At 72.1% G+C, this 13,235-nt stretch carries 10 protein-coding genes; 5 read left to right on the plus strand and 5 right to left on the minus strand.

Annotated features, from left to right (window positions below; all coding sequences use genetic code 11):
* Window positions 1-1,695 carry a GAF domain-containing sensor histidine kinase gene (locus QSK39_RS20895; RefSeq protein ID WP_285479441.1) on the minus strand — a complete coding sequence of 565 codons (1,695 nt, stop codon included), beginning with the start codon at window positions 1,693-1,695 and terminating at the stop codon, window positions 1-3.
* 146 nt (window positions 1,696-1,841) lie between these two features.
* On the opposite strand from QSK39_RS20895, the gene QSK39_RS20900 reads away from it, so the two are divergent.
* Window positions 1,842-2,831, plus strand: coding sequence for an Acg family FMN-binding oxidoreductase (locus QSK39_RS20900; protein WP_285479442.1), 990 nt, complete (start codon window positions 1,842-1,844; stop codon window positions 2,829-2,831).
* Between the two features lies 1 nt (window position 2,832).
* On the opposite strand, the gene QSK39_RS20905 is transcribed toward QSK39_RS20900, so the two are convergent.
* Window positions 2,833-3,471, minus strand: coding sequence for a response regulator transcription factor (locus QSK39_RS20905; RefSeq protein ID WP_285479443.1), 639 nt, complete (start codon window positions 3,469-3,471; stop codon window positions 2,833-2,835).
* 165 nt (window positions 3,472-3,636) lie between these two features.
* On the opposite strand from QSK39_RS20905, the gene QSK39_RS20910 reads away from it, so the two are divergent.
* Genes QSK39_RS20910 through cydD form a run of 3 tightly spaced genes read left to right on the plus strand, consistent with a single transcriptional unit; the run spans window position 3,637 to window position 9,443 of the window.
* Window positions 3,637-5,037 carry a cytochrome ubiquinol oxidase subunit I gene (locus QSK39_RS20910; protein WP_285479444.1) on the plus strand — a complete coding sequence of 467 codons (1,401 nt, stop codon included), beginning with the start codon at window positions 3,637-3,639 and terminating at the stop codon, window positions 5,035-5,037.
* Window positions 5,038-5,052: 15 nt separating this feature from the next.
* Window positions 5,053-6,072, plus strand: a complete 1,020-nt coding sequence (gene cydB, locus QSK39_RS20915; RefSeq protein WP_285479445.1) for a cytochrome d ubiquinol oxidase subunit II — start codon at window positions 5,053-5,055, stop codon at window positions 6,070-6,072.
* Entirely contained in the window at window positions 6,069-9,443 is a 3,375-nt protein-coding gene (cydD, locus tag QSK39_RS20920) for a thiol reductant ABC exporter subunit CydD (protein ID WP_285479446.1), read from the plus strand. Before cydB ends, cydD begins: the two co-directional genes overlap by 4 nt.
* A gap of 10 nt (window positions 9,444-9,453) precedes the next feature.
* Here the strand turns inward: cydD and QSK39_RS20925 are convergent, their stop codons facing one another.
* Window positions 9,454-10,383: an SDR family NAD(P)-dependent oxidoreductase gene (locus QSK39_RS20925; RefSeq protein ID WP_285479447.1), complete on the minus strand. Its 930-nt coding sequence runs from the start codon at window positions 10,381-10,383 to the stop codon at window positions 9,454-9,456.
* A gap of 88 nt (window positions 10,384-10,471) precedes the next feature.
* On the opposite strand from QSK39_RS20925, the gene QSK39_RS20930 reads away from it, so the two are divergent.
* The gene (locus tag QSK39_RS20930) at window positions 10,472-10,669 is read left to right on the plus strand and encodes an ATP-binding protein (RefSeq protein WP_285479448.1); all 198 of its coding nucleotides are present in this window, start codon (window positions 10,472-10,474) and stop codon (window positions 10,667-10,669) included.
* Window positions 10,670-10,753: 84 nt separating this feature from the next.
* Here the strand turns inward: QSK39_RS20930 and QSK39_RS20935 are convergent, their stop codons facing one another.
* Window positions 10,754-12,442, minus strand: a complete 1,689-nt coding sequence (locus QSK39_RS20935) for a sensor histidine kinase (protein ID WP_285479449.1) — start codon at window positions 12,440-12,442, stop codon at window positions 10,754-10,756.
* Window positions 12,443-12,522: 80 nt separating this feature from the next.
* Entirely contained in the window at window positions 12,523-13,107 is a 585-nt protein-coding gene (locus QSK39_RS20940) for an inorganic phosphate transporter (RefSeq protein ID WP_353051070.1), read from the minus strand.
* Window positions 13,108-13,235: the final 128 nt, after the last annotated feature.

Raw genomic sequence — 13,235 nt, forward strand, 5'->3', positions numbered from 1 at the left:
TCAGCCGACCGGCGCCGACCACTCCAGCTGCACGCCGCCTTCCGGCCCGCTGCCGAGCGTGAACGTCCCACCGGCGGCCTCGGCCCGATCGCGCAGGTTGCCCAGCCCGCTCGGTGAGATGCCGTCCGCCAGCCCCTTGCCGTCGTCGACGACCAGGATCCGCAGCACCCCCTCCTGCACCGCGACCGACACCGTGACCGACGACGCGTCCGCGTGCCGCACCGCGTTGCTGACCGCCTCGCGCACGACCGCCTCGACCTGCTCGGCCAGCTGCGCCGGCACCGTGTCGATCGGCCCGGACATGCTGACCGTCGGCTGAAGCGGCGCGTCGTCGGTCAGCTCCGCGATCGCGTCGTGCAGGCGGTGCCGCAGCCGCAGTCCCGTCTCCCCCGCCGCGCCGCCGTGCAGGTCGAAGATCGCCGTGCGGATCTCCTGCACGATCTCGTGCATCTGCTCGATACTGTCCCCGAGCCGCTTCTGCAGCTCCGGCGACTTCGTCCGGCGTTGCGTGCTCTGCATCGACAGCCCGACGGCGAACAGCCGCTGGATCACGTGGTCGTGCAGGTCGCGGGCGATCCGGTCGCGATCGCCGAGGACGTCCAGCTCGCGCGCGGCCCGCTGCTGCGCCGCCAGCTGCAGGGCCAGTGCCGCCTGGTCGGCGAACGAGGCCACCACCGGCAGCTGGGCCGTTTCGAACGAGCCCGCCCCGGTCTCGCGGGCCGCGATCAGCACGCCGGTCGTCCGGTCACCCGCCCGCAGCGGGACCACCAGCGCGGGCCCGAAGCGGTGCTCGCCCAGCGCGAGCTCCGGCACGCTGCGCGGGGTCCGGTCCCGGTAGACCGCGCCGGGCACGCTGCCCCCGACGTCGATGCGCGTCCCCGACAGCTCCGCCGCCCGCGTCCCCGCGCACACCGTGACGGTCAGGTCGTCGACGTCGTCGCCCCAGTCGTCGTCGACGTCGAGCCGCCCGGAGTTGGGCAACGCGAGGATCGTGACGTCGGAGGCGGTGAGCTCCAGCGCCCGGCTGGCGATCAGGTTCAGCGCCTCGGCCGGGTCGGTGCCGCCCAGCAGCTCGGTCGTCACCTCGCTGGTCGCGGCCAGCCACTGCTGCCGGACCCGGGCCTGCTCGTAGAGGTGCGCGTTCTCGATCGCGATGCCGGCCGCGGCGGCCAGCGCCTGCACGACGACCTCGTCGTCGTCGGTGAACGGCTCACCGTTCTTCTTCTCGGTCAGGTAGAGGCGGCCGAAGACCTCGTCGCGGACGCGGACCGGTACTCCGAGGAAGGTGTGCATCGGCGGGTGGTGGGCGGGGAACCCGACCGAAGCGGGGTGCTCGGAGATCTGCTCCAGCCGCAGGGGCTTCGCCTCATCGATGACGACGCCCAGCACACCGTGCCCTTCCGGCAGGTCACCGATGAGCCGGCGCGTCTCGTCGTCGATTCCGATGTAGACGAACTCCGACAAGGACCCGTCCTCGGCGAGCACCCCGAGGGCACCGTACTTCGCTTCGCCGAGCTCGATCGCGGCCTGCACGATCCGCGTCAGCGTGGTGTCCAGCTCCAGTCCGGACGCGACCGCCAGCACGGCGTCGAGCAGGCCGTCCATCTTGTCGCGGGTGCCGATCAACAGCTCGATCCGGTCCTGCAGGTCGCGCAGCAGCTCGCGCAGCCGCAGGCCGGACAGCGTGCTAGCCATCCGCCGCGGCTCCTGCCGGGCTTCACTCACCAAGGCCTCCGCATCATCGGTGACTTTGTCCCCTTTCCGCGCCACCGCTGGGCGCGAGACCGTCACAAGAAGCTTCGGATCGCCAGTGTGCCGCTCTGCGGTACCGAGGGGAAACCATGACACTACCCATCACTTCGGTCGGGCTGCTGGACGCCGATCAGGTGAAGTCCGTGATCGGCGCCGCGGTGCTGGCACCGTCGACGCACAACACGCAGCCGTGGCGGTTCCGCTGCACGTCGGCGGGCATCGAGCTGCACGCCGATCCGGACCGCGCGCTGCCGGTGGCCGACGCCGACCAGCGGGAGCTGCTGCTCTCGTGCGGAGCCGCGCTGTTCAACCTGCGCACGGCCATCCACGCGCTGGGCGCCCACCCCGCCACCACGCTGCTCCCCCGGCGCGACGATCCGACGCTGCTCGCCCTGGTCCGGCCGTTCGCCGCCCGCCGACCGGATCCGCGGCTGGTCGAGCTGGCCGACGCGATCCCACGCCGGCACACGAACCGGACCCCGTTCGAGACGGAGGTCATCCCGGCGTCCACGGTGGCCGAGCTGCGGCACGCGGCCGAGGTCGAGCAGGCCTGGCTGCCCCGGTTGAGCGCGGACCAGCTGGAACAGCTGCGGGAACTCGTCCACAAGGGCCACCACGTGCAGACCGCCGATCCCGCGTTCCTCGCGGAGTGGCGGGAGTGGACGGCCCGTGGCCCGGAGAGTCGCGACGGCGTCCCCGAGTACGCGGCCGGCGCGACCCCCTCGAACAACGGGGGCTGGGTCCTGCGGGACTTCGGCTCGAGCGACCGCGGCCGGCCGGACGACTCCGAACCGTTGGTCGTGGTCATCGGCTCGTTCGACGACGCCCGGGCCGACCGGCTCCGGGCGGGCCAGGCGATGCAGCGCGTCCTGCTGACCGCAACGGCGGCCGGGTTCGACGCGTCGTTCATCTCCCAGCCGGTGGAGGTCCCGTCGGTGCGCAAGGAGCTGCGCTCCCTGCTCGGCGGCGGGCTGTGGCCCCAGATCGTGCTGCGGCTGGGCCGCGGGGAACCGGTGCCGTGGACGCCGCGTCGATCCCTGGAGGACGTCCTGCTGGACCCGGGGCGGCTGAGCGCCTGAGTCAGCTCTTCTGGTTGCGCAGCTCGGTGGCCAGCACGGCAGCCTGCGTCCGCCGCTCCATACCCAGCTTGGTCAGCAACCGCGACACGTAGTTCTTGACCGTCTTCTCGGCGAGGAACATGCGCTCGGAGATCTGCCGGTTGGTCAATCCTTCACCGATGAGCTCCAGCAGCTTCTTCTCCTGGTCCGAGAGGTCGGCCAGCGGTCCCTTCTTGGCCTGGCTGTCGCGCAGCTTGGCCATCAGGGCCGCCGCCGCGTGGGCGTCGAGCAGGGACTTGCCCGCGCCGACGTCCAGCACCGCGGAAACCAGGTCCATGCCCTTGATGTCCTTGATGACGAACCCGCTGGCCCCGGCCATCACCGCGTCGAGCATCGCCTGCTCGTCGGTGTAGGACGTCAGCATCAAGCATTTGAGCTCCGGCAGCTTGGAGCGCAGCTCGCGGGCCAGCTCGATGCCGTTGCCGTCGGGCAGCCGCACGTCCAGCACCGCGACGTCGGGGTTGAGCGCCGGGATGCGGGCCAGTGCCTGCGAGACGCTGCCGGCCTGCCCGACGACGGTGAGGTTCTCGTCCTCGTCCAGCAGATCGGCGACACCACGGCGGACGACCTCGTGGTCGTCGACGAGAAATACGCGGAGCATTCCGACCTCCCGGGAACGGTTCGACGGAGATCAGCCTACGACCACAGGACCCCGGATGGCAGGGACCGGCGTCCGTCGCGGAAGTGACCAAGGACCCTCTCGCCGGAGGGCCCCCGGATCGGATGCTGCCCGGGACAACATCGTCCGCGCGAGCAGGAGAACCGGATGAGCGCCCTGGACATCGCCCGATGGCAGTTCGGGATCACCACCGTCTACCACTTCATCTTCGTCCCGCTGACCATCGGCCTGTCCTTCCTGGTCGCCGGGATGCAGACGGCGTGGGTGCGCACCGGTGACGACAAGTACCGCCGGATGACGAAGTTCTGGGGGAAGCTGTTCCTCATCAACTTCGCCATGGGCGTGGCGACCGGCATCGTGCAGGAATTCCAGTTCGGGATGAACTGGTCGGACTACAGCACGTTCGTCGGCGACATCTTCGGCGCGCCGCTGGCCATCGAAGGCCTGCTGGCCTTCTTCCTCGAGTCGACGTTCCTCGGCCTGTGGATCTTCGGCTGGGACAAGCTGCCGAAGAAGCTGCACCTGGCGACCATCTGGATCGCCTCGATCGGCACCGTGCTCTCCGCGTACTTCATCCTCGCCGCCAACTCCTGGATGCAGCACCCGGTCGGCTCGGTCGTGAACCCGGCGACCGGCCGCGCGGAGCTGAAGGACTTCGGCGCCGTGCTCACCAACTCCACCGCCGTCGGCGCCTTCGCCCACACCATCACCGCGTGCTTCCTCACCGCCGGCATGTTCGTCGTCGGGATCAGCGCCTGGCAGCTGCGAAAAGGCAACAACGCCGACGTCTACCGCCCGTCGATGAAGCTCGCCCTGGTCACCGTCCTGATCGCCAGTCTCGGCGTCATCGTCACCGGTGACCTGCAGGCCCGGCTGATGACCGAGCAGCAGCCGATGAAGATGGCCGCCGCCGAAGCGCTCTACGACACCGTCGCGCCCGCGTCGTTCTCCCTGTTCACCATCGGCTCGCTCGACGGCTCGCAGGAGAAGTTCAGCATCCGCGTCCCCGGCGTGCTCTCCTTCATGGCCACCGGCAAGTTCGACGGCCGCGTCGAGGGCATCAACGACCTGCAGGCCGCCGAACAGCGGCAGTACGGGCCCGGCGAGTACCGGCCGGACATCCCGGTTGCCTACTGGACGTTCCGCCTGATGATCGGCTTCGGCTTCCTCTGCCTGCTCATCTCGCTCGTCGGCCTCTGGCTGTTGCGCCGCGGCCGCACCCCGCGCGCCCGCTGGTTCTTCCCGGTCGCCACCGCCGGGATCGCCCTGCCGTTCCTGGCGAACAGCGTCGGCTGGATCTTCACCGAGATGGGCCGCCAGCCGTGGTCGGTGTTCGGCGTGCTGAAGACCGCCGACTCGGTCTCGCCCACGGTGTCCGCGGGCACCGTGCTGACCTCGCTGATCGTGTTCACCGCGCTCTACGGCGTCCTCGCGGTCGTCGACGGCGTCCTGATGGTCCGCTACGCCAAGGCCGGTCCCCCGCCGCCCGAGGCACCGCGTGACGAAACCGATTCCGACGAGCCGCGGCCCGCGGCCTTCGCCTACTGACGCCGGAGACTCGTCATGGCTCTCACCGACATCTGGTTCCTGCTCATCGCGGTCCTCTGGACCGGCTACTTCGTCCTCGAAGGCTTCGACTTCGGCGTCGGCATGCTGCTGCGCGTCCTCGGCCACGACGACACCGACCGCCGCGTGCTGATCAACACCATCGGCCCGGTCTGGGACGGCAACGAGGTCTGGCTCCTCGTCGCCGGCGGCGCCACCTTCGCCGCGTTCCCGCTCTGGTACTCGAGCCTGTTCTCCGGCTTCTACCTGGCCCTGCTGCTGGTGCTGGTCGCGCTGATCCTGCGCGGCGTGGCGTTCGAATTCCGCGGCAAGATCGACAGTCCTCGCTGGCGGAACACCTGGGACTGGATCATCGTCTTCGCCTCGGCCGGCCCCGCGTTGCTGTGGGGGGTCGCCTTCGGCAACATCGTCCACGGCGTCCCGCTCGACGCGAAGCACCACTTCACCGGCACGTTCTTCACCCTGCTCAATCCGTACGCGCTGCTCGGCGGCCTGGCCACCTTGACGCTGTTCGCCTTCCACGGCGCGGTTTTCCTCACCTTGAAGACGACCGACGCCCTCCGCGACCGGGCCCGGACACTGAGCCGCGCGCTCGGCGGCGCCGCGATCGTGTTCGGCGGCGTGTTCCTCGGCTACACCGCGATCGAGCACGGCGGCTGGGCGTGGCTGACGTCGCTGATCGCCGCGGCACTGCTGGCCGCGGGCGTGCTGTTCGCCACCGGCGAGCGCGAGGGCTTCGCCTTCGCGAGCACGGCGGGCGCGATCATCGCCGTCACCGTCACGCTGTTCTGGTCGCTGTACCCGAACGTGCTGCCCTCGACGACCGACCCGGCGTTCAGCTTGACCACCACGAACGCTTCGTCCACGCACTACACGCTGCAGATCATGACCTGGGTCGCCGTCGCGTTCACCCCGATCGTGCTGGCCTACCAGGCGTGGACGTACTGGGTGTTCCGCAAGCGGATCGGCCGGGCGTCGATCCCGGCCGGCGGCGGCCTGCCGGCGGGCCGCCGGTGAAGCCCCTCGACCCGCGGCTGCTGCGCCACGCGAGTGCGGTCCGGCCGTTCGTCCTCGCCTGCGCCGCGCTGGGCGTGCTCACCGCGATGCTGGTGCTCGCCCAGGCGGAACTGCTGGCGAAGACGATCACCTGGGCCTTCCTCGACGGCCTGGCGCTGCGGTCGCTGCTGGTTCCGGTCGGCCTGCTCCTGCTGGTCGTCGTGGCCCGTGCGGGGCTCGCGTGGCTGTCCGAAACGACCGCACACCGCGCCGCCGCGCGGGCGCTCTCCCAGCTGCGGGAGACGGTGATCGGCGCGGCGCTGCGGATCGGCCCCCGGCAGGCGGACCGCTCCCCCGCCGAAGTCGCCTCCTTGGCGACGCACGGCGTCGACCGGCTCGAAGGCTACTTCGCCCGCTACCTGCCGCAGCTGCTGATCGCGTCGGTCGTGCCGCTGGTGGTCGGCGTGCGGATCCTGGCCGCCGACTGGGTCGCCGCGGTGATCGTGGGCTTCACCGTGCCGCTGATCCCGCTCTTCATGATCCTCATCGGGCTCTACACCCAGCGCGACGTCCGGCGGCAGTGGAAGACGCTTTCGGTGCTGGGCAACCACTTCCTCGACCTCGTCGCCGGGCTGGCCGAGCTGACCGCGTTCGGCCGGGCCCGCGCGCAGATCCGGTCGCTGCGGGAGATCACCGAGAAGTACCGGACGCAGACCCTGCGGACCCTGCGCGTCGCGTTCCTGTCCGCGTTGGCGCTGGAACTGCTGGCGACGCTGTCGGTCGCAGTCGTCGCCGTGTCGATCGGGCTCCGGCTGCTGGCCGGCGAGCTGGACCTGCGGACCGCGCTGGTCGTGCTGATCCTCGCGCCCGAGGTCTACCTGCCGCTGCGGGCGGTGGGCGCCCGCTTCCACGACAGCGCGGAGGGCCTCGCCGCGGCCGAGGAGATCATCGCACTCGCCGACACCCCTGCCGGGGACACCGGCACCCACACCGTTCCCGACCTCACCCGGGTGGCGCTGCGCTGCGAAGACGTCACGGTCAACGGCCGGTCCGGTCCGATCCTCGACGGGTTCTCGCTGCGGATCCCGCCCGGCGAGGTCATCGGCGTGACCGGGCCGAGCGGAGCCGGCAAATCGACGCTGCTCGACGTCCTGCTGGGCTGGCGACGACCTGAGGCCGGCCGGGTCCTGCTGGGCGAGGTGGACCTCGCCGACATCGGCCGCGCCACCTGGCACCGACACCTCGCCTGGGTGCCCCAGCAACCCCACCTGGTCGCCGGGACGGTCGCGGAGAACATCCGGCTGGGCTCCCCGGACGCGAACGACGACGCCGTGCGCGCCGCCGCCGACACCGCTGCGCTGGACGTTCCGCTGTCGACCGTGGTCGGCGAGCTGGGTGCCGGGCTGTCCACGGGGCAACGCCGTCGCGTCGCGCTCGCCCGCGCCGTGCTGCTCGAGCGGCCGCTGATCCTGCTCGACGAGCCGACCGAAGGCGTCGACGCCGAGACCGAGGCCGCCATCCTGGACCGGCTGCCGAAGGTGCTCGCGGGACGGACCGCCGTCATCGTCAGCCACCACCCCGCCGTGCTGGCCCGGTGCGACCGGGTCGTCACGCTCGGCGGCACGGTTCCGGCTGCCACCGCGACTCCCGCTGCCGGCGTTCCATCCACCACAGCGGCCCGTCCCGCGCCCGTGCCGACAGCTCCCTCCACAGCGGACGACTCCGGCTCGAAGTGGCGGCCGCTGCTCGACGCCGTGCGCCCGCACCGGTGGCGCCTCGCGCTGGGCTGCCTGGCCGCCACGGCCGCGCTGGGCTGCGGGGTCGCGCTGACCGCGACGTCGTCGTGGCTCATCGCGAGCGCCGCGCTGCACCCGCCGGTGCTGAGCCTGATGGTCGCGATCGTCGCGGTGCGCACGTTCGGCCTGTCGAAGGGGATCCTGCGGTACCTCGAGCGGCTGCTGTCCCACGACGTCGCGTTGCGGGCGCTGACCGAGCTGCGCGTGCGGGTGTGGGACCGGATGGTCCGGCTCGGCCCGGCGCGCACGGCCCGGCTGCGCCGCGGCGACCTGCTGCACCGGCTGGTGTCCGATGTGGACAGCCAGCAGGACGTCCTGGTGCGTGGCCTGGTGCCGGGGATCTCGGTGTTCGCGGTGCTCACCGGGACCGCGGTCACGCTGGGCGTGATCCTTCCGGGCGCCGGGTTCGCGGCCACCGCCGGGCTGTTCGCCGCCGGGGTGCTGGCTCCGCTCGTAGCCGCGTTGACAGCCCTCCGTGCCCAGCGGGAGACCGCCCGGCTGCGCACGGACCTGACCGCGAGCACCGTGGAGCTGCTGCAGGCGTCGGCGGACCTGATCGTGCACGACGCGGCGGTGCGCCGGCATTCGCGGCTGCGCGCGCTGGACGCCGGCCTGACCGCACTGGCCCGCCGGTCCGCGGTCCGGCGCGGGCTGGGCAGCGGGATCGCCACCCTCGGCGTCGGCCTGACGTCCGTGGCCTGCCTGGCCCTGGGCATCCTGGCCGTGCGGGCGGGGACCATCCCCGGTCCCGCGCTGGCCGTGCTGGCGCTGACCCCGCTGGCGACCGCCGAGCTGGTGGCGGGCCTGCCGGAGGCGGCGCAGCGGCTCCTCGGTGCCGGCCACTCCGCGCGCCGGCTCGCCGAGCTGGACGCCGTCCCGGTCACGCGGACCGAACCGGCCACACTCGCGCCGGACGCCACCCGGCTGGCCGCCGAACACTTGGCCGTCCGCTGGCCCGACGCGCCCGCCGACGCGGTCCGAGGGGTCGATCTGACCATCGGTCCCGGCCACCGGCTGGCGCTGACCGGTCGTTCCGGCGCGGGCAAGAGCACGGTGATCGCGGCGCTGATGCGCTACCTGGGTCCATCCTCGGGCCGCGTCCTCCTCGACGGCGCGGACACCCTCGCCTTCGACGGCGATTCGGTGCGGGACCAGATCGCCTGGTGCGGCCCGGAAACGCACCTGTTCGACAGCACGCTGCGCGAAAACCTCCGCCTGGCCCGGCCGTCCGCTCCCGACTCCGAGCTGGTCGCCGCGCTCGACCTGGCCCAGCTGGGCGGCTGGCTCTCGCAGCTGCCCGACGGCCTCGACACGGCATTGGGAACGCACGGCACCGCGGTCGCGGGCGGCGAGCGCCAGCGCATCGGCGTGGCCCGGGCGTTGCTGTCGGACCGCCCGATCCTGCTGCTCGACGAACCGACGGCCCATCTGGACGCCCCGACGGCTTCGGCCTTGGCGGCCGACGTCCTGGCAGCGACCGAGGGGCGGTCGGCGCTGGTCGTCACCCATCGTCCGATGGAGTTCGCCGCGTTGCCCGCGGTGCGGCTGCCCCACACCCCCAGGGGTCGCTTCACCGCCGAGCCGGCCCGGCGGTGAAAGTGACCGCTCACCGCCCGATGGCGTCCAGGCAATACCGCAGCAGGGTCTCCACCTCGGCCGTCGTCGCGCGGGTGTGCGGGAGCAGGTGCCGGGGGCGTTCGCGCCGGTCGTGCCAGAACCGGCCAGCCTGCGGGGCCGGCTGGGTCGCCGCCAGCCACACGGCGGTGTCGGCACCTTCCCCGGGCGTGCGCAGCAGCGGCCCGACGAGCCGCCGGAACGCCGGCAGCGACGTGGCCAGCCCGGGAGTGTCGGCCCAGCCGGGGTGCAGGCTGTGCACGCCGATGCCGTCCGCGCGCCAGCGCTCGGCGAGCAGCGGCGTCAACTCCACCTGCATCCGCTTGGTGCGCGCGTAGGCGGTCGCACCCCGATAGCGGCCGGCGAGGTACTCCGGGTCGTCGACGGCGAGGGACTGCGTATACATCCCGCCCGAGGACATCAGGATCACCCGTGCGTCCGCGGACGCACGCAACGCGGGGCGGAGCAGCTCGGTCAGCAGCAGCGGCCCGAGCACGTGCGTGGCCAGCGTGATCTCGTGCCCGTCCACGCTTTCGCCGCGCTCGGGTGGCAGCACGCCGGCGTTGTGCACGACGATGTCCACGCGCGGCTCTTGGGCGGCGAATTCGCGCACCGACGCGAAGTCGGCCATGTCGCACCGGGCCGTGCGGACCTTTGCCTCCGGTGCCGCCGCGCGGACGCGGGCGAGCGCGTTTGCACCGCGTCCGAGGTCGCGGACGACCAGGACGACCTCGGCGCCCAGCCGGGCCAGTCCTATCGCGACAGCTTCGCCGAGGCCTGAGCTCGCCCCGGTCACCAAGGCGACCCGGCCGTGCAGCGCGTCCGGCGCCGGGTCGGCGTCCGGCCAGCTCCGCCGGCGCAGCAGGTAGCCCGCGCGCGAGTAGCCGAGGACCACGGAACGGTCGAGGAGGGTGTCGATCACGGCAGTCCGATCAGTTGAGCACGACGATCGCGGCGTTGAGCGACGTCGCGAAGAGGGTCCAGACAAGGTAAGGCAGCCGCTGCTGGCAGTGACCGACGGCGCGCCACGGAAGACGCACACCATCGCCGCGATCCGCGACGGCGCCCGGAGCGAGCGCACCGGGCTCGCGGTGATCACCCAGCTCGCACTGGCGTGGGGAGTGGACCGCGACGCCACCGAAAAGACCGTGTGGGCGCTCATGCCCGTCCGGCTCGGGACGCCACGCGAGCGGCGAGAGCAGACCTGACCGAGGTCGAAGCACCGGCCGGCGAATCGCGGGGCGCTCGCGCCCCTCAAACCCCAGCGGTCCGGCCCGACGGCCGGTGGGCCGCTACGACACCGGCACCCACCAGATCAGCTCCCGCTCGCGCATCTCCGAAATTCCGCCTCGCCGCTGCGCCAGGTCGGCGATCCGGGCCAGCTCCACCTCCGGTGCCGCGCTCACCGGGGAGCCGTCGTGCGCCAGCACCACGCTCAGCCTCTCCGTCCCCGAACGGACCGCCACCCGCACAGACCCGGCACCAGTGCTGCGGGCGATCAGCGCCAGGCCCTCCCGCAACGCCGTGACCAGCTCGTCGGCCAGCTCCGGAGGCGAGATCGCGTCCAGCTTGCCGGCGAACTCCGTCGACGCCGTGAGCCCCAGCTCGGCGCCGACCTCGGCCAGGATTTCCAGCACCCGGTCGTGGACGCTGACCGAAGCACGGGGCAGCACGTCGTCGAGCTGGAAGACCGTGTCGCGGATCTGCGCGATGACCGCGTCGAGATCGGCGATCGCCGTCCGCACCCGGCGGGCCACCGCCTCCGAGCGGACCACGCCGGCCGTCGTCTGCAAGGACAGCCCGATGGCGTACAGCCGTTGCACCACCTGGCTGTGCAGCTCGGCCGCGATCCGGTCGCGCTCGTCGTAGAGCTCGCTGCGCTGCTGCTCGGCGCGAGCGTCGGCCAGCTCGATCGCCACCGACGCCTGCCCGGCGAAGCCGGCCGCCATCTCCAGGTCGTCTGCGGTGAATCCCGGCCTCCCGATCTTGCGCGCTGCGGTCAGAACGCCGTTCACCTGGCCGGCCCCGGTCAACGGCACCACCAGCACCGCGTCCAGGTCCGTCCGCAGCGGCGCCGGCCCGTCCATCCGGCTCTGCCGGTCGATCCACGAGGCCACGACCGGCCCACCGCTGGTGAAGACCTGCCCGGCCATCGTGCCGTCGATGTCGACCAGCCGGCCCACCAGCTCGGCGGCGTCCCCGACCGCGACTTCGATGCGCAGCCGCTCACCGTCCGGGCGCAGCACCGTGACCAGGTCGGCGTCCGCGAGGTCGAGCGTGTGCGCCGCGATCAGCTCGAGCGGGCGGCCGGACCGGCTTGCGAGCAGCTCGCTCATGATCGCCGCCGACGCGCGCAGCCACTCCTGCTGCTTGCGCGCGGTCTCGTACAACCGTGCGTTGTCGATCGCCTGCCCGGCGGTGGCGGCCAGCGCGAGCGCGAGCTGCTCGTCTTCCGCGGTGAACTCGCCGTGCCGGCACTCGGTGAGGTACAGGTTCCCGAACACCGCCCCGCGCACCCGGATCGGGACGCCGAGGAAGGAGCGCATCGGCGGGTGCTCGTCGGGGAACCCGGACGAGCGCGGGTCGTCGGCGATGTTCGCGAGCCGGATCGGACGCGGGTCCTCCACCACCGCCCCGAGCAGTCCCTTGCCCTCAGGGAGCTGCCCGACCCGGGCGACCGTCTCGTCGTCCATCCCGGCGTGGACGAACTCGGCGAGCTGCCCGTCCGGGCCGATCACGCCGAGCGCCGCGTACCGCGCACCCAGCAGCTCCCCGGCCGCCTCGACGATCCGGCGCAGCAGCGTGGGCAGCGCGAGGTCGCCGGTCACCATCTGGCTCGCGTGCAGCAGTCCGCGCAGGCGGCCCTGCGTACCCATGACCTCCTGGGCTCGCTCAACGAGCTGACCCAGCAACTGGTCCAGTTCCATCCGCGGCAGGTCCGGGAACGTCAGCCGGTCCTGCTCCTCACCCGTCCCGGTCACGCGAACAAGTTTGCCGCCCCGAGCCGGGTGCCGGTCAAGTCGCGCTGTGGGTCATTCCGGTGAATCGTCCACCGAACTTTTCACGAGATTTTGCAGACGGCGTACCACGTGCGGCGCCCTAATCGTTGCACAGCCGATGCGAGGTGTTCGGCTCGGCGGTAAAGCTCCCGGAGCCGCATTTCCCGGCGCGGGTCCGGCTCGGTCTCCAGCGCGGCGATCGCCCGCCGGTAGGCGTGTTCCGCCGCATCCAAAGAGGACAGTGCCGCGTCGGCCTCCCCTGCCGCGCCCGCGGCGGGTAAAGCGTTGAGAGCTTCGTGAAGCATGTCGAACGCCGTGACCGAGGTCAGGACCATCGCCAGTAGATGAGTATCCGGCGGAGTGCGGGACAAATCGGATTCGCGCACCAGCATGTAGGCCGCTTCCGCGATTTCGCCGAGTCGTTCCGCTAGTTCGAAGACGTCCTCGGCCTCGAGCGGGGTGCTGAAAATCACGTCGCCGACCATCGGCCACCGGGCTTGGCGGGCACGACGGCCGGCGCCGGCGCCCACGACCGACGCGGCGACGACGTGGGTCGTGCTGACGGGAGCCCCGGCGGCCGCGGCGGCGAGGATCACCGCGGCCGAGCCGCCTTGACTCGCCAGTCGTCGATGGGGCGCATCCGGCAGATGCCGGCGGCGGAAGCGCCGCGCCCGGCGTGGCCGCGCGGGTCGCGACCAGCGCGGCCACCGAGTTCGCCGAGTCGTGGAACCCGTTGGTGAAGTCGAAGACCAGGGTGATCGTGACCGCCACGGCC

The organism is Amycolatopsis sp. NBRC 101858, from assembly GCF_030269325.1.
Lineage (GTDB): Bacteria > Actinomycetota > Actinomycetes > Mycobacteriales > Pseudonocardiaceae > Amycolatopsis > Amycolatopsis ponsaeliensis.